Source organism: Flavobacterium celericrescens (assembly GCF_011392075.1).
Taxonomy (GTDB): domain Bacteria; phylum Bacteroidota; class Bacteroidia; order Flavobacteriales; family Flavobacteriaceae; genus Flavobacterium; species Flavobacterium celericrescens.
The window spans coordinates 448,019-466,960 of the sequence record NZ_JAAJBV010000001.1 but is presented as its reverse complement, the minus strand read 5'-3'; the positions used below and the strand labels follow the sequence as shown (position 1 = coordinate 466,960).

At 34.3% G+C, this 18,942-nt stretch carries 18 protein-coding genes; 10 read left to right on the top strand and 8 right to left on the bottom strand.

Annotated elements, in window-relative coordinates:
* The first annotated feature begins 96 nt into the window (after window positions 1-96).
* From G4L40_RS02155 to G4L40_RS02130, 6 genes are all read left to right on the top strand, one after another.
* Complete coding sequence (locus tag G4L40_RS02155) at window positions 97-831, top strand: metallophosphoesterase family protein (RefSeq protein ID WP_166235505.1); 735 nt, start codon at window positions 97-99, stop codon at window positions 829-831.
* A gap of 40 nt (window positions 832-871) precedes the next feature.
* Window positions 872-1,369 carry a DUF6646 family protein gene (locus G4L40_RS02150; RefSeq protein ID WP_166235504.1) on the top strand — a complete coding sequence of 166 codons (498 nt, stop codon included), beginning with the start codon at window positions 872-874 and terminating at the stop codon, window positions 1,367-1,369.
* A gap of 117 nt (window positions 1,370-1,486) precedes the next feature.
* The gene (locus G4L40_RS02145; protein WP_166235503.1) at window positions 1,487-2,062 is read left to right on the top strand and encodes a PhnA domain-containing protein; all 576 of its coding nucleotides are present in this window, start codon (window positions 1,487-1,489) and stop codon (window positions 2,060-2,062) included.
* A gap of 435 nt (window positions 2,063-2,497) precedes the next feature.
* Window positions 2,498-2,818 (top strand): T9SS type A sorting domain-containing protein, encoded by a 321-nt coding sequence (locus tag G4L40_RS02140; RefSeq protein ID WP_166235502.1) that lies wholly within the window; start codon window positions 2,498-2,500, stop codon window positions 2,816-2,818.
* Window positions 2,819-2,871: 53 nt separating this feature from the next.
* The gene (locus G4L40_RS02135) at window positions 2,872-4,281 is read left to right on the top strand and encodes a T9SS type A sorting domain-containing protein (RefSeq protein WP_166235501.1); all 1,410 of its coding nucleotides are present in this window, start codon (window positions 2,872-2,874) and stop codon (window positions 4,279-4,281) included.
* Between the two features lie 217 nt (window positions 4,282-4,498).
* The gene (locus G4L40_RS02130) at window positions 4,499-5,905 is read left to right on the top strand and encodes a T9SS type A sorting domain-containing protein (RefSeq protein WP_166235500.1); all 1,407 of its coding nucleotides are present in this window, start codon (window positions 4,499-4,501) and stop codon (window positions 5,903-5,905) included.
* A 430-nt stretch (window positions 5,906-6,335) separates the two neighbouring features.
* Here the strand turns inward: G4L40_RS02130 and amaB are convergent, their stop codons facing one another.
* The 3 genes from amaB to G4L40_RS02115 all read right to left on the bottom strand — a co-directional run bounded on the left by amaB (window position 6,336) and on the right by G4L40_RS02115 (window position 9,717).
* Complete coding sequence (gene amaB, locus G4L40_RS02125; protein ID WP_207785305.1) at window positions 6,336-7,886, bottom strand: L-piperidine-6-carboxylate dehydrogenase; 1,551 nt, start codon at window positions 7,884-7,886, stop codon at window positions 6,336-6,338.
* An 87-nt stretch (window positions 7,887-7,973) separates the two neighbouring features.
* Entirely contained in the window at window positions 7,974-8,513 is a 540-nt protein-coding gene (locus G4L40_RS02120) for a 3-hydroxyanthranilate 3,4-dioxygenase (protein WP_166235499.1), read from the bottom strand.
* 88 nt (window positions 8,514-8,601) lie between these two features.
* Window positions 8,602-9,717 carry an endonuclease/exonuclease/phosphatase family protein gene (locus G4L40_RS02115; RefSeq protein ID WP_166235498.1) on the bottom strand — a complete coding sequence of 372 codons (1,116 nt, stop codon included), beginning with the start codon at window positions 9,715-9,717 and terminating at the stop codon, window positions 8,602-8,604.
* A gap of 139 nt (window positions 9,718-9,856) precedes the next feature.
* Here G4L40_RS02115 and G4L40_RS02110 point away from each other — a divergent pair, with 139 nt between their 5' ends.
* The 4 genes from G4L40_RS02110 to hflX all read left to right on the top strand — a co-directional run bounded on the left by G4L40_RS02110 (window position 9,857) and on the right by hflX (window position 16,072).
* Window positions 9,857-12,703 carry a TonB-dependent receptor gene (locus G4L40_RS02110; RefSeq protein WP_166235497.1) on the top strand — a complete coding sequence of 949 codons (2,847 nt, stop codon included), beginning with the start codon at window positions 9,857-9,859 and terminating at the stop codon, window positions 12,701-12,703.
* Window positions 12,704-12,714: 11 nt separating this feature from the next.
* Window positions 12,715-13,350, top strand: coding sequence for a choice-of-anchor J domain-containing protein (locus G4L40_RS02105; protein ID WP_166235496.1), 636 nt, complete (start codon window positions 12,715-12,717; stop codon window positions 13,348-13,350).
* A gap of 5 nt (window positions 13,351-13,355) precedes the next feature.
* Window positions 13,356-14,759: a DUF5689 domain-containing protein gene (locus G4L40_RS02100; protein ID WP_166235495.1), complete on the top strand. Its 1,404-nt coding sequence runs from the start codon at window positions 13,356-13,358 to the stop codon at window positions 14,757-14,759.
* Between the two features lie 89 nt (window positions 14,760-14,848).
* Complete coding sequence (hflX, locus tag G4L40_RS02095) at window positions 14,849-16,072, top strand: GTPase HflX (protein WP_166235494.1); 1,224 nt, start codon at window positions 14,849-14,851, stop codon at window positions 16,070-16,072.
* A 48-nt stretch (window positions 16,073-16,120) separates the two neighbouring features.
* On the opposite strand, the gene G4L40_RS02090 is transcribed toward hflX, so the two are convergent.
* The 5 genes from G4L40_RS02090 to G4L40_RS02070 form a co-directional block, all read right to left on the bottom strand.
* Window positions 16,121-16,963 (bottom strand): DUF3078 domain-containing protein, encoded by an 843-nt coding sequence (locus tag G4L40_RS02090; protein WP_166235493.1) that lies wholly within the window; start codon window positions 16,961-16,963, stop codon window positions 16,121-16,123.
* Window positions 16,964-17,056: 93 nt separating this feature from the next.
* Window positions 17,057-17,557, bottom strand: coding sequence for a DUF2480 family protein (locus tag G4L40_RS02085; RefSeq protein WP_166235492.1), 501 nt, complete (start codon window positions 17,555-17,557; stop codon window positions 17,057-17,059).
* A gap of 73 nt (window positions 17,558-17,630) precedes the next feature.
* Complete coding sequence (locus tag G4L40_RS02080) at window positions 17,631-17,954, bottom strand: SUF system Fe-S cluster assembly protein (RefSeq protein WP_026725381.1); 324 nt, start codon at window positions 17,952-17,954, stop codon at window positions 17,631-17,633.
* Window positions 17,955-18,017: 63 nt separating this feature from the next.
* The gene (locus G4L40_RS02075) at window positions 18,018-18,437 is read right to left on the bottom strand and encodes a SufE family protein (protein WP_166235491.1); all 420 of its coding nucleotides are present in this window, start codon (window positions 18,435-18,437) and stop codon (window positions 18,018-18,020) included.
* A 1-nt stretch (window position 18,438) separates the two neighbouring features.
* Complete coding sequence (locus tag G4L40_RS02070) at window positions 18,439-18,933, bottom strand: hypothetical protein (RefSeq protein ID WP_166235490.1); 495 nt, start codon at window positions 18,931-18,933, stop codon at window positions 18,439-18,441.
* Window positions 18,934-18,942 lie beyond the last annotated feature (9 nt).

The window sequence follows — 18,942 nt, the reverse complement described above, 5'->3', positions numbered from 1 at the left end:
TTTTTGAATTCCAAAAATAGAGCTACTTTTTGAAACCATTTTACAGATTTTCTGTATATTTTGTTAAAGTTTTAGTGCTCATTTTCAGTGTTTTATATGAGAAATTTTGTAATTGGAGATATTCATGGAGGGCTCAAAGCGCTCTTGCAAATACTTGAAAAATCAGGTGTTAACGCAAATGATACGTTGATTTTTTTAGGTGATTTTGTAGATGGTTGGAGCGAATCTCCGGCTGTTTTAGATTTTCTAATCGAAATTCAAAAACGTCAAAAGTGTGTTTTTATTCGCGGAAATCATGATGCTTTGTTGCTTGATTGGTTAACGGGGAATACGGAAAATTTTGATGAACAAATGTGGTTTATTCATGGTGGAGCTGCCACCGTGAAGTCCTATGAAAATATTGATGAAACCACTAAAAACAAGCATATTGAATTCTTAAAATCATTACAAGATTATTATATTGATGAAAAAAACAGGTTGTTTATTCATGCAGGATTTACTAATGTAAAAGGGGTGGAATTTGAATACTTTACGCCTTTATACTATTGGGATAGAACACTTTGGGAAACTGCATTAGCTTTAGATACTGCCTTGTCAAAAGAAGCGATAACTTATCCAAATCGTTTAAAAATATACGCTGAAATTTTTATTGGTCATACTCCTGTCACTAAAATTAATGAGACTGTTCCTGTTAATCGGGCTTCTGTATGGAATGTAGATACGGGAGCTGCATTTAAAGGAAAACTTACTATTATGAATGTAGACACCAAAGAATTTTGGCAAAGTGATCCGCTTCCTGATTTATATCCTACTGAAAAAGGAAGAAACTAAAATAGTCCTATATTTGTACCTTAATTAAACCTACAGAATAATGAAAAAGATTTTATTAGTAATTACGTTATTTACTGCTGTTCAACTGTCAAACGCTCAAGCCTTTAAAGGGAAAGGCGATATTAAATTTCAAGTAGGTGCTAATTTTCAAGATGGTGGGACTGGGATTACCTCAACTGTTGATTTTGGTTTAGGTGAAAATATGTCCTATGGTTTTGTGGCAACTTATTTGTTAAATGCCGACAAAATTGCTGGAGAAAAAGCACGTTTTGAAGATAGAGCCGATATTAAAGCACGTTTTAATGCCAACATTGGAAATGTTATTGGATTAGACCCAAAAATGGATGTTTATCCTGGATTAGAATTAGGAACTAGGAATTTTGGCGCACATTTAGGTGTTCGCTATTTCTTTACAGAAGGATTTGGTTTATACACGGAAGCATTTACACCATTAGCAAGATATGATTCTGATGTAAATGGATTTGAACATTACAACAATCAATTTGTGTTTACTTTTGGTGCTTCATTCAATTTATAAGCCATTTTTGAACCATATTTTAAAGCAACTCGTCAAAAAAGTTGCTTTTTTTTATGCTATTCTATTACAATTTATACCTTTGTCTCAAATTATTGTATTAAGTAAAATCCATTCAAAATGAGTGTAATAGAAAGAAAACTGAAAGACCGTAGTGGTTCAGTTTGCGAAATTAGTGGTACTGAGCATGACTTAGTTGTTTATGTATTGCCACCAACAAATGAAAGAACGGTTGAAAATAGTGTTTTAATTGCGAAACACTTAAAAGACCAAATTGAAAACCCAGAAACCATGAATGAAAACGACTGGAGAGGGTTATCAGAAAGTATGTGGAACGAGCATTTACCGGTTCAAATTTTATCTTGGCGTATGCTAGCCCGTTTGAAAAACAACGATTTGCTTGACATGATGTACCTAGACGAAGAAGCATTAGAATGGGCAAAAGCAACAGGCGAAGGCGCAGAAGAAGACGAAAACAAAATTGTACATAAAGACAGTAACGGCGTTATTTTACAAGATGGCGACTCGGTAGTGTTGGTTAAAGATTTGGATGTTAAAGGCGCTACTTTTACTGCAAAACGTGGAGCTGCTGTACACAACATTAAATTAGTTTGGGACGACGCTAACCTAATTGAAGGTAGAGTAGAAAACCAAAGTATTTATATTTTGACGCAATACGTGAAGAAAACGAAGTAATACCTTTTTGTCATTCTGAACTCGTTTCAGAATCTAAAAAAGAGAAGCTGAAACAAGTTCAGCTTGACAGAGCAAAAGATATAAAAACCCTGCAAATTTGATTTGTGGGGTTTTTGGTTTTTGATAACTTTCTGTTACCATTAAGACAACTTAAGTTTTTTATGCTATATCAGTGTTATATCAGTGCTGTAACAGTGCTATATCTATAAAGAAAACACCAACTTGACTACTTAATTATAAAAGTTGACTTTACTTTTTTTAGTTACAATTTGTTATCTTTGATTGAAATGAACCACGCGAAAGGATTCGCGCGGGAGCGGGGGCACGGAATGCAATTCCGCGCTATAGGTTTTTCTATTTTCTACGAGGCCTTTTTGACCATGCTTATATAATTAGCATTTTAATAAATATTTCACTAGCTTTGTTTGAAGGAACTTGTGGGCACGGAATGCAATTCCGCGCTATCGGGTTAGAATGAATAACATTAATAAAGAAGAGTTGATCACTAACCCAACTAGTTTTAGTCTGTATCCAAATCCAGCTGTTACAGCAGTAACCCTTTCTTACTCTCTAGAATTAGAAGGTGCCACCTTGGAAATTTATGATTTGACAGGAAGAAATATTACTAAAAAAGCCTTATCTTCGGCTGATAAGGAAGTCACTTTATCGATTGACTCTTATCCTGCAGGTATGTATATGTTAGTTGTAAAACAAGCAGATGCTATGTTATGGCAACACAAGTTAATTATTAAATAGAATAACCCTAAACAGGTACGCTTTTAGCGTACCTGTTTTTAAACTAACGAATTATGCTTAAAAAAATTACTTTATTCTTTTTATGGGTATATGCTTCTACTTATGGTCAATGCTATAGTGGTTTTAATATTGGCGAATATCATGTTGTCTCTATTAAATCGGATGGCACATTATGGGGATGGGGTTCAAGTGATGCTGGAAGCTTAGGGAATACCAATTCCATAAATCCTTCCTCTTTTCAAATAGGAACGTCTACTGATTGGTTAAAAGTAAGTGCTGGAGCATACAATACTTTTATTATTAAAAATAATGGTACTTTGTGGGCTATGGGAGATGGAAGGTACGGACTATTAGGTAATGGTTCTACAACTACAATAAATCCTACTTTGCAACAAATCGGTAGCGCTACTAATTGGCAGAAGATATCCTCTTCAACTCAAATGACCATTGGATTGAAAACCGATGGCACTATTTGGGGCTGGGGGCAAAATGATCAGTATGAAATGGGGAATAATACGTGTTGTGCCAATCAACTTACACCCATTCAAATTGGCACAGCCAATCATTGGGTAGATATTGAAGGAACTAGTTGGGGTGCCACAGTTTTTGCTTTAAAAAATGATGGCACTATTTGGGGGTGGGGATTGAATACTGCAGGTTTATTAGCTGATAATACCGTTATGGCACGAAGTGTTCCCACTCAATTGAATGCAGATACTGATTGGGCGAGTATTCATGTTGGAGCCGCCCATATTTTAGCTTTAAAAACGAATGGTACTCTATGGTCTTGGGGGGGGGGGGAATATGGACAAACAGGTGATGGTTTGTCTCCTTCATTATATCGTTCGTATCCTAGACAAGTTGGTACTGACACTTGGTCTAAAGTATTTGCAGGTTGGAAAGTATCCTTTGGAATTAAACCCGATGGTACCTTGTGGGCATGGGGGCTTAATGATGTTGGACAGCTTGGAATAGGCAACACTACTAATCAATTTACTCCTGTTCAAGTGGGTACTGATACCGACTGGGTTGATGTTGTTTCAGGTGGTTCTGGTAATGACCAGTTTACTATTGCTACAAAATCCAATGGTACGGTTTGGGCCTGGGGAGATAATCAAGTGGGACAATATGGTAATGGTACTGTTGGAAATCCGGTTTATGTTCCTACCCTAATGACGGGGCTTTGTGCTACCTTAAGCACTGATGAATTTGAACAAGAAAATGTTTTTACGATGTATCCTAATCCTGCTAAGGATGTGGTAAATTTAACTTATAATTTAACTGATGCTAATGCAACTGTTGAAGTTTTTGATTTAACTGGTAGGTTGATTCAAAATGTGGCTTTGAATTCTGTTACAGGAAGTAGTGAGCTGAATGTTAGTGCTTATCCTGCTGGGGTTTACTTGGTTTTGGTTAAGCAAGGAGCTGCCGTGGTTTCTAGTAGTAAGTTGGTTGTTGAGTAGAAAATTTCGGGTTTCAGGTTACGAGTTACGGGTTGTGGACTAAACGGCGTTTAGTGGTGTGCCTAGGGTTAGGAGATTCCTAGCAAGCTCGGAATGACAAGAGAAACGATTCTTAACAAGCGGATACTATCTTATGGCAACACAAATTAATTATTAAATAGAATAACCCTAGACAGGTACGCTTTTAGCGTACCTGTTTTTAAAATAATAATGAATTATGCTTAAAAAAATTACTTTAATCTTTTTATGGATAACTGTTACAGGCTTTAGCCAATGTTATAATGGTTTTGAGATTGGGGACTATCATGTCGTATCTATCAAATCAGATGGCTCGCTATGGGGTTGGGGTTCAAGTGATATTGGTCAATTGAGTATTATTAATTTAATAAATCCCACTCCTTTTCAAATAGGTACAGCTACTGATTGGTTAAAAGTAAGCACTGGAGCTTACAATACATTTATTATCAAAAACAATGGTACTTTATGGGCTATGGGAAATGGTATGTACGGGCTATTAGGTAATGGTTCTACTACTCAGGTAAACCCTACTTTACAACAAATCGGTACCGCCACCAATTGGCAAAAAATTTCGGCTTCAACTGATATGACCATTGGATTAAAAACCGATGGTACCATTTGGGGCTGGGGGCAAAATGATCAATATGAAATGGGGAATAATACCTGTTGTGCCAATCAACTTACCCCAATTCAAATTGGCACAGCCAATCATTGGGTAGATATTGAAACTAGTCGAGGTGCCTCAGTTTTTGCTTTAAAAAATGATGGTACCATCTGGGGATGGGGATTGAATCTTGCAGGTTTATTAGGTAACAGTACTGTTATGGCACGAAGTATTCCTACGCAATTGAATACTGATACCGATTGGGCCAGTATTCATGTTGGAGCTGCCCATATTTTAGCTTTAAAAACAAATGGTACTCTATGGTCTTGGGGGGGGGGAGAATATGGACAAACAGGCGATAATTTTCCTTCCTCTTACTATAGAGACACACCAACACAAGTAGGTACTGATATTTGGTCTAAAGTTTTTGCTGGCTGGAAAGTCTCTTTTGGAATTAAACCCGATGGCACATTGTGGGCTTGGGGGCTTAATGATGTAGGTCAGCTTGGAATAGGTAACACTACTAATCAATTTACTCCTGTTCAAGTGGGCACTGATACCAACTGGGTTGATGTTGTTTCTGGAGGTTCTGGTAATGATCAGTTTACCATTGCTACCAAATCAAACGGTTCAGTTTGGGCATGGGGAGATAACCAAGGGGGTCAATATGGTAATGGTACCGTTGGAAATCCTGTTTATGTACCTACCCTAATGTCTGGTCTTTGTGCTACATTAAGTGCTACAGAATTTCAACAAGAAAATGTTTTTACAATGTATCCTAACCCTGCTAAGGATGTGGTAAATTTAGCTTATAATTTAACAGATACTAATGCAACTGTTTCCATTTATGATGTAACTGGTAGGTTGATTCATGAGGTGGCTTTGGATGCTGTTTCTGGGAATAGTGAGTTGCATGTGAGTACTTATCCAGCTGGGGTTTACTTGGTTTTGGTGAAACAAGGTGCTGCGGTGGTTTCTAGTAGTAAGTTGGTTGTTGAGTAGAAAGTTTTCAGGTTTCAGGTTACGAGTTACGGGTTGTGGACTAAACGGCGTTTAGTGGTGTGCCTAGGTTTAGGAGATTCCTAGCAAGCTCGGAATGACAAGTGAGTAAATACTTGGAATGACAAAATAATGATTTTATAAAAGACCTTTGCTTTTTGCAATTTCTATTAGTTCTTTATCGGAGCCAATATCAAAGATTAATTGCTTCTTGATATTGGCTTTCTTTTTTCAATTGCACTTAATGATAAAGGAATTAATTTGGTTAAATGGGCTGTTTTGTATCCTACTGTCCCTCGCGAATCCTTTCGCGTGGTTCTAAATTAAAACAAACAAAATTACAAACAAAAAACCCTGCAAAAATCAAATTTTACAGGGTTTTCTATATCCAAAAAGTAACTAATCACTAATTACTTTTCACTAATCACTTATTTTAAAAATCAAACTTAATACCTTGAGCCAACGGTAACGCTGTTCCGTAGTTAATTGTATTCGTTTGTCTTCTCATATATGCTTTCCATGCATCAGAACCTGATTCACGGCCACCACCTGTTTCTTTTTCACCACCAAAAGCACCACCAATCTCAGCACCAGAAGTTCCAATGTTTACGTTAGCAATACCACAATCAGAACCCGCAGCAGAAAGGAATAATTCCATTTCTCTCATGTTGTTGGTAAAGATAGAAGAAGATAATCCTTGAGGAACTGCATTTTGCATTGCAATAGCTTCTTCAATTGTGCTATATTTCATTACATATAAAACTGGAGCGAATGTTTCGTGTTGTACAATTTCAAATTCGTTTTTCGCTTCGATAATACATGGTTTTACATAACAACCACTTTCGTATCCTTTTCCTTCTAAAACACCACCTTCTACAATTACTCTTCCGCCTTCTGCTTTTGCTTTTTCGATAGCGTTTAAGTAATCTTGAACTGCACCTTTATCGATAAGTGGACCTACGTGATTGTTAGCATCCAATGGATTTCCAATTTTTAACTGAGCATATGCTTTTGCTAAAACGTCTAATGTTTTATCGTAAACACTTTCGTGAACAATTAATCTACGAGTTGATGTACAACGTTGACCTGCTGTTCCTACCGCTCCAAATACTGCTCCTACCAATACCATTGATAAATCGGCTTCTTTAGAAACGATAATTGCGTTGTTTCCACCTAATTCTAAGATAGTGTTTCCAAAACGCTCAGCCACAGTTTTTGATACGTGACGACCAATTCTTGTAGAACCTGTAAACGATACTAATGGAATACGTTTGTCATTATTGATTAAATCTCCAGACTCGTTACCTACTACTAAACAGCTGATTCCTTCTGGTAAATTGTTTCTTTCTAATACCGTTTGAATGATGTTTTGACAAGCCACACCACACAAAGGCGTTTTTGAACTTGGTTTCCAAATACAAACATCACCACAAATCCAAGCTAACATTGTGTTCCAAGACCAAACTGCTACCGGGAAGTTGAAAGCTGAAATGATTCCAACAATTCCAAACGGATGCCATTGCTCATACATTCTGTGCATTGGACGCTCCGAGTGCATCGTTAATCCGTGTAATTGACGAGATAAACCTACTGCGAAATCACAGATATCAATCATTTCTTGAACTTCTCCAAGACCTTCTTGATACGATTTACCCATTTCAAAAGACACTAATTTTCCTAATGCTTCTTTGTGTTTACGCAATTCTTCTCCCATTTGACGCACGATTTCCCCTCTTTTTGGAGCTGGAACCAAACGCCATGTTTTGAAAGCTTCTTCTGCAGCACTCATAGCTGTTTCGTAATCTTCTTTTGTTGAAGATTTTACTTTTCCAATCAAATCTCCTGTTGCTGGCGAGTATGATTCGATAATTTTTCCGTTAGAAAACCACTTAGAACCTGTTGATGTTCCTTCGTTAATTTCTTTAATGCCTAATTGTTGCAAAGCTTCTTGCATACCAAATTGAATTGCTGCTTCAGATATCATTTTATAACTTTTTTTTCGGTTTTTGTTAAATTTTCACAAATGTAAAAAATATATTTTAAATAGAATGTTGCTTATGTTACGTAGCGATTATTTCTTAATTGTGAACTTAGGATTTGTTTCCATTACAGTACCACATTGTTTACATGTTCTTTTTTCTTCTGAATTATAAAAATCTTGGAAATGCGGTAGAAAATCTTTTTCAATGTTATGCAATTCAAAATAGACTTCGTGTAATTTATGATTGCAGTTGTCGCAAAACCAAAGTAAGCCATCGTTGAAACCTTTTCCAGCGCGCTTCCTTTCAATTACCAAACCTACCGAACCTTCTGTTCTTGCTGGTGAATGTGGCACTTTAGCAGGGTGCAAATACATGTCGCCTTCCGAAAGCTTCATCGCTTTCTTTTGTCCATCTTCTTGAATATAAACAGTTATTTCACCTTTTAATTGGTAAAATAATTCTTCGGTTTCGTTATAGTGGTAGTCTTTTCGGGCATTTGGTCCACCTACAATCATTACGATATAATCGTCAGATTCCACATATAAATTTTTGTTACTTACAGGTGGTTGAAGTAACGCCTTATTTTCTTTAATCCACTTTTGTAAGTTGAACGGTTTAGCTATTCCCATTTTTTAAATATTAAAATGTAAAGTTACAGAAAAAGAAAAAGGTTAGCTGCAATTTAAGCAACTAACCTTTTTAACTTTATAAAATATTTTATTTTACTTCTTGTACTAAATAAATATAGACCGGGAAGTGATCTGAAAACCCTGGAACGCCATTTTGATTACGCAACGGATAGCCTTTATATTGTCCTGTTTTTTGGATTAAGAAAGGTTTGTTGTAAATTCCTGCTTTCCAATATTTGAATGTTGAATAGTCGTTTTTGTCTTTCGGGATAAATTCTTCGCTTACCATAATTTGGTCAAAAATATCACCAGAATCTCTGTAAAACAAAGTTGCATGACCATCTTTTGCCATTTGTTCAAATGGATTAAAAATATCCGCAGGTTTTTTTAGTTCTTCTTTTTTAAGTTTCGCACCAATTCCTTGTTTAACGCTTTTATTATAAGAGCCATCATTTAAATCTCCCATTGTAATGATTTTAGCATTGGGATTGATTTTAATGATAGAATCCATAATTTTTCTGTTTAATCTACCAGCAGCTTCTCTATATGGGCTACTTTTTTTCTCTCCACCAGAACGAGATGGCCAGTGATTTACAATTATATTGATTTCTTCACCATCTAATAAACCTGTTACTAAAAGTTGGTCACGAGTATAAATACGCTTTGTTTTTTTATCGTAGTTAACATTTTCTTCTACCTCTTCTTCTTCTTTTTTGTCTTTTTTATCAGAAACGGTTTCGCTTTCATAAATATATAAAGGCACATTTATGTAACTTGTAGGTTGAAAATGTTTTTCTTGGTATAGAAACCCAACATCGATACCACGTTTGTCTGGAGAATCAAAATGTACTACTTTATAACCTTTATTGATTAAAGTAGGATGTTTTACTAAATCTTCTAAAACTCTTCTGTTTTCAATTTCACAGGCACCAATAATAACTGGAGAATTCTTTTGACTTTCACTTGTTCCTAGTTCAATAAGTACTCTGCTTAAGTTATCAAGTTTTTTCTTATAATTTTTTAACGTCCATCCTTCAGCAGGTGTATATTCTTCATCATAAGTATCTGGGTCATTTATCGTATCAAATAAATTTTCGAAATTGTAAAATGCCACCGTATGCACTTTAAATTTTTTATCTTGAGCAAAAGCATTGCTTATTGATAAAATCACAATAAATAGGGCGATTGAATGCTTAATTTTCATAAAATGTATGTTATATTATTATCAAGTTTAACACAAATTGGGTGCCAAAGGTAAATAATATTATTAAATGTTATACATTTGTAGGCTGTTAAGTTTTTAACGTCTTAACATTAAATTAGTATTAATTTTAATATTCTTTATGAAAAAACTTGTATTAAGCACTTTACTAGTGTTGCAAGCTGTTTTTGTTTTTGCACAGCAAAATCCAGCCTTAAAAGGTAAGGTTATCGATGCTAAAAGTCAAAAACCATTACAAAATGTTGTTGCTACTATTCAAAGCACCAACCAATCTGCCCTTACAGATATTGACGGAAATTTTGTATTTCAAACTATTCCTGCTGGAGACCAAGTATTAGTAGTTAAATCTACAGGATACAGCCAACAGACTTTTATGTTAGAACCATCTAACGGACAAACAATGGATTTAGGAGTTGTTGTATTAGAAGAAGATATTACTTCTGAGCAACAATTAAGTTTAGTAACTATTACAGAAAACGACTTAGGAGATGACAACAGTGGATCTGAAAGTACTTCGGGATTGCTTCAAGCTACTCGTGATACTTATCAACAAGCTGCTGCATTCAACTGGGGACAAGCTCGTTTTAGAATTAGAGGTTTAGACAACGAATATGGTACCACTATGATTAATGGTATTGTAATGAACAAATTATATGATGGAAGACCTCAATGGAGTAACTGGGGAGGTTTGAATGATGCTACTAGAAATCAAGAATTTACAATGGGTTCTGCTCCTTCAGATTATACTTTTGGTGGCGCATTAGGAACACAAGAAATCAACACAAGAGCTTCTTTTTACCGTCCAGGAACAAGAATCTCTATGTCTGGAACAAACACAAACTACAGCTGGAGAATGATGGGAACACATGCTTCAGGAATGGATAAAGACGGATGGGCGTTTGTAGTTTCTGGTTCAAGAAGATGGGCTCAAGAAGGTTACTTTGAAGGTACAGATTATGGCGCAAATTCATTATTTGCAAGTGTTGAGAAAAAATTTAACGACAAACATAGTTTGAATTTAACTGCTATGTATGCTCAAAACAGTAGAGGAAAAACATCTCCAAATACTAAAGAAGTTAATGATTTAATGGGAGTTAAATATAACTCTTATTGGGGATGGCAAAACGGAAAAAAACGTAATTCTAGAGATAAAGACATTGAAGAGCCAATGGTAATGTTATCTCACTACTGGAAGTTATCTGAAAAAACAAACTTAAATACTAATGTTGCTTTCCAAACAGGATCTATTGGAAACTCAAGATTAGATTATCAATTGGGTAACAATCCTGACCCAACTTACTACAGAAATTTACCGAGTTATTATGCTAATCAACCTTCTTTATGGGATGATTTTGTATATGATGATGCTGGAAATCAATTATTTGAAGCAGATGGTGTAACTCCATTATACCAAAATTTAGATGCTCAAAATGCAGAAAATTATTTCAAAACTCATTCACAAATTGACTGGAATGCTATGTATATGGCCAATCAAAATAGTGCCTTTGCAGGAAGAAGTATTTATGTATTGTATGAAGACAGAACAGATGATAATTTATTGAATGCTAATTCAATTATTAACTCAAGTTTATCAGACAACATTAGCTTAAATGCTGGTGTTAATGTTAGAAAATTACGTTCTCATAATTTCCAAAATTTATTAGATTTATTAGGTGGTCAATATTTTTCTGATATTGATGCTTTCTATACAGGAGATGCGGCTCAGTCTGACTTAAACAATCCAAACAGACAAGTTGTTGAAGGTGATACTTATGGGTACAATTATTTATTACACGCATTAACATTTGACGGATTTACACAGTTCAAATTTTCATATGATAAAGCCGATTTCTATTTAGCGCAATCTTTTTCTAGATCAGAATACCAAAGAGAAGGTTTATATAGAAATGGTATTTATGCAGACAATTCATTTGGAAAAGGAAAAAGCGTAACTTTCGAAAACTTCGGTTTCAAAGGAGGTATAACTTATAAATTAAACGGAAGAAACTATTTAGATTTCAACGGTTTATACCAAACAAAAGCACCTAGCTTAAGAAATACTTTTTCAAATGCTAGAATGAACAACGTAATTACTCCAGATTTACAAAGCGAAAGCGTTACAAGTGCAGATGCAAGTTATATCTTAAGAGCGCCTAAGTTCAAAGCGCGTTTAACAGGATTCTATTCTAAAATTAATGATGCAACTGAAATTTCATTCTTCTACGGAGAAGGAATTGGAGGAGGTGAAGATGGTGGTGATGAAGATACATTTGTAAGTGAAATCGTAACCGGAATTGACAAACAAAACATGGGTGCTGAACTAGGTTTAGAGTATCAAATTACTTCAACTATTAAAGCTACTGCTGCTGCTTCTTATGGTCAATATATTTATTCAGATAATGCAAAACTAAAAACTAACGATGATGCTTTAGCTGCTGCTGGAAATAATTCATTAACCGATTTTGGAACTGTTTATCTTAAAAATTATCACCAAGCAGGTATGCCTCAAACAGCGGCTTCTTTTGGTTTAGAATATAGAGATCCTCACTTCTGGTGGGTGGGTGCAAATGTGAACTACTTAGCCGATAGTTATATTGACATTGCAAGTATTTTAAGAACTGATAACTTCAGTATTGATAGTTCAACTGGAGATAATTATTCTGGTGCAACACAAGAAACTGTTAGAGACATTTTAAAACAAGAAAAATTTGACAGTTTTACATTAGTAAACTTAACAGGTGGAAAATCTTGGAGAATTAGTAAAGCAAATCGTAATACAGTAGGTTTCTTTGCATCTGTAAACAATTTATTTGATATTGAATATAAAACAGGTGGTTTTGAACAATCAAGAAAAGCAACTTTCCCTGATTTACAAGCTGACCAAGCAAACGGAACACCTTCTTTTGGTTCTAAATATTTTTATGGATATGGAAGAACGTTCTTTGTTAACTTCTACATAAACTTCTAAAAAATTTTTCTATGAAAATTAAATTTTTAAAAACAATATTTTTGTTAGGACTTGTATCAAGTACACTAACAAGTTGCGTTGGAGATGACGATTATGTTATTCCAACAGTTTACAACTATGCTTTTAATGAAGGTTTTTCTTCGTCTCCAACAGGAAGCGGTTCAAATGAAGTAGCAATTGCATTAGAAGGATGGGTAAATTATAATGGATCAACATCAACGCCATTATCAACGCGTTTATGGCATGCTAGAACATTTGACGACAATATCTATGCTGAATTTTCGTCATTTTATTCAGCAACTGGAACAAATGATGTGGCTTGGTTAATTACTCCAGCTTTAGATTTTACTGCTTCAACAGGTGAAGTTTTATCATTTGCAACTAAAACAAGATTTTCAAATGGCTATCCTATGACAGCATATGTTTCAACAGATTATGATGGAACTACAGCTGGGATTGCAACTGCAACCTGGACACCGTTAACTTTTGCTACGCCAACAGCTGATGACGTATTTACTAGCAGTGGAAACATTGATTTAAGTACGTATGAAAGTGACAACGTTAGAATTGCATTCAAATACACTGGAAGCAAATCTGGAGTTACTACAACTTGTCAATTGGATAACATTAAAATTGTTAAAAACTAATAGCTATGAAAAATTTAAAATTAATCTTAACCGCTGCTGTATTTGCAACTTTAACAAGTTGTGTTAACGGCGACGATTATGGTACACCAAACTTATCTGGTGACTGTAATGATTTAACAGCAAACAAAACTGTTCAAGATGTAGCTGCTTTAGCAACCTCTACAACTCAAATGTACCAAAACACTGATGTTGCTGTAGAAGAAATAATTGAAGCTTATGTTACTTCAAGTGATGAAGGAGGAAATTTTTACAAATCAATCTCTTTAGTTTCTGTTGATGGTACAAAAGGTTTTACGATGCCAATCGATGCTTATAACCTTTATACAAAATATGAACCAGGAAGAAAAGTTTTCATTAAAATGGATTCTTTATATTTTTATAATAATTCACAAATTTCTTCATTAGAAATTGGTGCTTTATATAACAATGGAACTATTGGCGATCCTTCAGACGACGAAGTAGGTAGAATTTCTGGTGTTGCATACGAAAATGTAATTACCAGAGGTTGTACAAAAGTTGACGAAAATGACATCGTTAAACATTTAACAATTACTCAAGCTAAAAACAATCAATATTTAAATATGTTGATTGAGTTTGACGCGGTTCAGTTTACTGATGCATTTGCTGGTAAAACATATTATGATGCAACTAATGATTTAGGAGGCGCAACAAACAATGAAATTACGGATGAATTTGGAAACAAAATCATCGTTAGAGTAAGTGAATTTGCTACATTCGCCGCAAATACAATTCCTTCTGAGAACGGTAAAGTTAGAGGTGTTTTAACAAAATACGGAAGTGATTTCCAATTTATGATTAGAACGTTAAATGACGTGAATTTAACTAATCCAAGATTAACTATCGACATGAATCCTCCAATTGGTGGTTCTGCTATAGTATATGACGCAACGTTAAACGAGCCATTTACTTCATACACTACATCTAATCAACAAATTTTTCCAAAATACATCAATGATGCAGCGGTAGGAAGTAGATATTGGCAAGTGAAAACTTTTGGTGGAAACAAATACATCCAAATGACATCTTTTGGTGGAACTGCAGAAGCTAATCGTACATTGTTTATTGTTCCTGTTGACATGACTGCAGCAAGTACTTTCTCATTTGAAAGTAAAGCTGGTTTCCATAATGGTAATGTGTTAAAAGTATATTATACTACAAATTATACTCCAGGCACGCAGATTACTACTGCAACATTAACAGACATCACTTCAAGTTTTACAATTTCTCCTGGATTGCCTTCAGGATATCCAACAAACTTTACTCCAAGTGGTGTTTATAATATCCCTGCTGGTATTACTGGAAATGGTTTCTTCGTATTTGAATACGTTGGAAACGGAACTGGTGGACCAACTACAACTATGCAAATTGATAATATTGTAATCAACTAATTACAATTCTTATACATTCAAAAGCGGCTCGATTGAGTCGCTTTTTTTATGCGTTCTATTTTGTACCTTTGTGTTCTTAATGAAAGAATATGTTAGAGAAAGAAGTTATTGACTTTGAAAAATCAATCGTAGTAGGAATTGTAACTCAAAATCAAAGTGAAGATAAACTAAACGAATATCTTGACGAATTGGAGTTTTTAACCTATACCGCAGGAGGAACCGTTGTGAAACGTTTTTCCCAAAAAATGGATAAACCGAATCCTAAAACATTTGTAGGGACTGGGAAATTAGAAGAAATAAAATACTATATCAAAGACAACGATATCAAAACTGTAATCTTTGACGACGAATTAACCCCTTCACAATCCAAAAACATCACCAAAGAATTAGATTGTAAAGTTTTGGACAGAACCAATCTTATCCTAGATATTTTCGCACAACGCGCCGAAACCTCTTATGCAAGAACGCAAGTAGAATTAGCACAATGCCAATATTTATTACCCCGTTTAACCGGAATGTGGACACACCTTGAACGTCAAAAAGGAGGAATTGGAATGCGTGGTCCTGGAGAAACCGAAATTGAAACCGACCGTCGTATTGTACGTGATAGAATATCTTTACTAAAAGAAAAAATCAAAGTTATCGACAAACAAATGGCAACACAACGAAGCAATCGTGGTGCTATGGTCCGTGTTGCTTTAGTAGGTTATACCAATGTTGGAAAATCTACTTTGATGAATGCTGTTGGTAAAAGTGATGTATTTGTAGAAAATAAGTTATTTGCAACCTTAGACACAACGGTTCGTAAAACCGTAATTAAGAACTTACCGTTTCTTTTAAGTGATACAGTTGGATTTATTAGAAAACTTCCAACACAATTGGTTGAGTCGTTTAAAAGCACGTTAGATGAAGTGAGAGAAGCCGATTTGTTACTCCATGTGGTAGATATTTCGCATCCTGATTTTGAAGATCATATTGCCTCTGTAAATCAAATTTTGCAAGACATCAAAAGTGCAGATAAACCAACGATTATGGTTTTCAATAAAATTGATGCTTTTAAATCAGTTTATTTTGATGAAAACGATTTAAGTATTGAAAAAACCACAAAACATTATACTTTAGAAGAATGGAAAAGCACTTGGATGAGTAAACTTGGTGAAAACAATACACTTTTCATATCTGCTACTAACAAACAAAATTTTGAAGAATTTAGAGAAAAGGTATATGAAGCGGTTAGAGAAATTCATATTACGAGATTTCCTTATAACAAATTTTTATATCCAGATTATAAAGACGCTGTCGAAAACGAATAAAAAAAGACCTCAAATGAGGTCTTTTTGTTTTGTTTAAATCATCATGAATTAAAAACCATAGTTCAGCCCCAAGCCAATAACTTGTTTTGTTTGAAATCCTCTAAACGCGTTGTCGTCATAGATCGTTTGAAAAGCAAAGTTTGTTGATAAAAATTTATTGATTTTCATTACAATATTTAATTGGTAATCAATGTCAACATTTTGTGGGTCCTCTAAATAATTAGAATAGAAATTCAAAGTGTTTTCAACCGAAACATTTTCCATTAATTTGAATTTGTAATACCCATTTACGGCAGCTCCTAATTCATATCTAGAAGTTTCACCTTGTTCCACACCAAAAGAAGAACCAAACTCTGTAAAATGTTTGTGAACCATAATTAATTTTGATGTTGCAGGAGCAATATTTACTTTTAAATTGTCACTTTTTTTCCATAACATACCTGGTCCAAATTGGAAATAAGCTGGTGAAAAGAAATGTGAAATTCTAACCGTTTGCGTAGCAGGATCTAAACCAGCATCCATCTGTGTTTTAAAGTTGAAAAAAGCAGAATAAAACCAATATCCAGAAGCTTTTTTTCCTAAAAGTGAATTAAACTCCAGTCTGTCATCTGTTTTTTGAGTGTCTGCGCCTTTGATTTTAGTTAAACCGTATGATGCAATGATTTTATTATCCCAATTCCAATCACCATTTTTATAATTGAAATCGTAATTTACACCAACATTACCAGCAAAATTGTTTTGACCACCTGCTTGCCAATTACTAAAAGAAGATTGATTTGTTAAAAAAGTAAAAACTCCTTTTCTAGTCCAATGTTTTGTTGAATCTGTAGCTGTTTCTTGTGCAAAAAGACTTGAAACGATTAATAATAGAGGGATTAAAAATTTTCTCATTTATCTATATTTTAAAATTTGAAGGAGCAAAAGTAGTTATTTACTTAAAAGCACCAAATTTTAAAGATAAAATGAAAGTATAAACGATATAAATTATTTTTTATAGAGCGGAACAGCTGAACAAGCCTCTCCAAACATAACGCTTTTTGCTACTTTAATTAATTTTTGAATGGCCAGAGTATACACCTGATTAGGAACTGATTTTTTAGAACAGCCTTTTAGAATTACCGGTTTTTGAAAATAATCTGTATAATCTAATTTATTTAGAACATCTTGATACCATTCAATAACTGCTAATTCTTTATTGCCCTGAATAACTTTTAAAGCATGAGGCGCTAAATGAACAGAGACCAATGCAAAAGCCCAAGCAGGTAAAATAGCATCTGTAGCACAATATAATGCTACGTATTTATCTTCATATTTAGACCAATCGGTGGCTTTTAATTGTGTTCTGAATTCAGATTCTTTTAAGATAAATCCTTCCAACAACCATTGCGAAATATCTAAATCTACCACATACTCGTCTGGATAGTAATCTTCTAAATCGAATACCATCAAAGAACTTTGCGCTACTTTATTTACTATTTCGTCCATATTCTAGTGTTCAGTGTTCAGGAATTAGTGTTCAGTAAAACTGCTAACTATTAACTGAACACTGCTTACTTATTTAAAGCATTCCTAATTCTAATTTTGCTTCTTCGCTCATTAAATCTTTGCTCCAAGGTGGGTCGAAAGTAATTTCGACTTCACAAGATTTTACTTCATCGATAGATTTTACTTTTTCCTCTACTTCTTGAGGTAACGTTTCGGCTACTGGGCAGTTTGGTGATGTTAAGGTCATTAAGATTTTTACATCATTGTCCTCATTAATCATCACGTCATAGATTAATCCTAATTCGTAAATATCTACTGGAATTTCTGGGTCGTAAATTCCTTTTAAAACTTTGACTACATTTTCGCCTAAGTTGATTGTATCGTTAAATTCTTCCATTTTATTTTAGTATTCAGTGTTCAGTAAAAAGTGTTCAGTAAATCCGAAAACTTGTATATTTAATTATTGCTTCGATTGAAATGCCAAGGCATACATTTTGATTTGTTTTATCATCGAAACTAAACCGTTTGCTCGGGTTGGTGATAAATGTTCTTTTAATCCTATTTCGTCAATAAAATCAGTATTAGCATCTAATATGTCTTTTGGCGATTGATTAGAAAACGTACGAATTAAAATTGCGATAATTCCTTTGGTTAAAATCGCATCACTATCAGCAGTGAACACTATTTTTCCGTCTTGTTCTTCGCCATGAACCCAAACTTTTGATTGGCAACCTTTGATGATATTTTCGTCTACTTTGTATTGTTCGTCAATTAACGGAAGTGTTTTTCCTAATTCGATGATGTATTCGTAGCGTTGCATCCAGTCGTCAAACATTGAAAACTCATCTACAATTTCATTTTGTATTTCTTTAATTGTCATTTTATTTTTCGGTCAATTTCACAATTTTATTTACCAATTTTTCTATTTCCACTGGTGGAAATTCATGATCAAAACCATTAGCCGGATATTCAACACCCTCTGAAATAAAAGTGATATTGGCATGAGGAGCTCCATCGTAAAATCTTTTCTCTGTTGGCCATTTCATATCTTTCACTTTAGACAAATCAACTGCTTTTGCTAATGTTGAAATTTCTTGCCAATCAGCGTCTGAAATTTTTGTTTTTTCTTCATAATCTTTAAAATCGCGCACACGTGAAACATACAATATTTGATTTTCAACTTTTATGTTGAGCGAAATATTACGAGCCATAGCTTCATACTTTATTACAGGTATATTGTTTTGCATCACCACTTCAGATTGATTGTTGTTTGAATATCCTTCTTCAGCTAATCCGTTAGAATGAATAGCGCTTTTTTGACAATTACACCCGGTAATTGTGATGATCAAAGTTGCTAAAAATGTAATTATTTTCATCTGATAATT

What these genes read in the sequence shown, in the direction of transcription:
- G4L40_RS02100 (WP_166235495.1), top strand. Translation starts at nt 13,356, where the DNA reads ATGAAAAATTTAAAATTAATCTTAACCGCTGCTGTATTTGCAACTTTA.
- G4L40_RS02090 (WP_166235493.1), bottom strand. Translation starts at nt 16,963, where the DNA reads ATGAGAAAATTTTTAATCCCTCTATTATTAATCGTTTCAAGTCTTTTT.
- G4L40_RS02120 (WP_166235499.1), bottom strand. Translation starts at nt 8,513, where the DNA reads ATGGGAATAGCTAAACCGTTCAACTTACAAAAGTGGATTAAAGAAAAT.
- G4L40_RS02105 (WP_166235496.1), top strand. Translation starts at nt 12,715, where the DNA reads ATGAAAATTAAATTTTTAAAAACAATATTTTTGTTAGGACTTGTATCA.
- G4L40_RS02135 (WP_166235501.1), top strand. Translation starts at nt 2,872, where the DNA reads ATGCTTAAAAAAATTACTTTATTCTTTTTATGGGTATATGCTTCTACT.
- amaB (WP_207785305.1), bottom strand. Translation starts at nt 7,886, where the DNA reads ATGATATCTGAAGCAGCAATTCAATTTGGTATGCAAGAAGCTTTGCAA.
- G4L40_RS02130 (WP_166235500.1), top strand. Translation starts at nt 4,499, where the DNA reads ATGCTTAAAAAAATTACTTTAATCTTTTTATGGATAACTGTTACAGGC.
- G4L40_RS02155 (WP_166235505.1), top strand. Translation starts at nt 97, where the DNA reads ATGAGAAATTTTGTAATTGGAGATATTCATGGAGGGCTCAAAGCGCTC.
- G4L40_RS02075 (WP_166235491.1), bottom strand. Translation starts at nt 18,437, where the DNA reads ATGACAATTAAAGAAATACAAAATGAAATTGTAGATGAGTTTTCAATG.
- G4L40_RS02115 (WP_166235498.1), bottom strand. Translation starts at nt 9,717, where the DNA reads ATGAAAATTAAGCATTCAATCGCCCTATTTATTGTGATTTTATCAATA.
- hflX (WP_166235494.1), top strand. Translation starts at nt 14,849, where the DNA reads ATGTTAGAGAAAGAAGTTATTGACTTTGAAAAATCAATCGTAGTAGGA.
- G4L40_RS02150 (WP_166235504.1), top strand. Translation starts at nt 872, where the DNA reads ATGAAAAAGATTTTATTAGTAATTACGTTATTTACTGCTGTTCAACTG.
- G4L40_RS02080 (WP_026725381.1), bottom strand. Translation starts at nt 17,954, where the DNA reads ATGGAAGAATTTAACGATACAATCAACTTAGGCGAAAATGTAGTCAAA.
- G4L40_RS02145 (WP_166235503.1), top strand. Translation starts at nt 1,487, where the DNA reads ATGAGTGTAATAGAAAGAAAACTGAAAGACCGTAGTGGTTCAGTTTGC.
- G4L40_RS02085 (WP_166235492.1), bottom strand. Translation starts at nt 17,557, where the DNA reads ATGGACGAAATAGTAAATAAAGTAGCGCAAAGTTCTTTGATGGTATTC.
- G4L40_RS02110 (WP_166235497.1), top strand. Translation starts at nt 9,857, where the DNA reads ATGAAAAAACTTGTATTAAGCACTTTACTAGTGTTGCAAGCTGTTTTT.
- G4L40_RS02070 (WP_166235490.1), bottom strand. Translation starts at nt 18,933, where the DNA reads ATGAAAATAATTACATTTTTAGCAACTTTGATCATCACAATTACCGGG.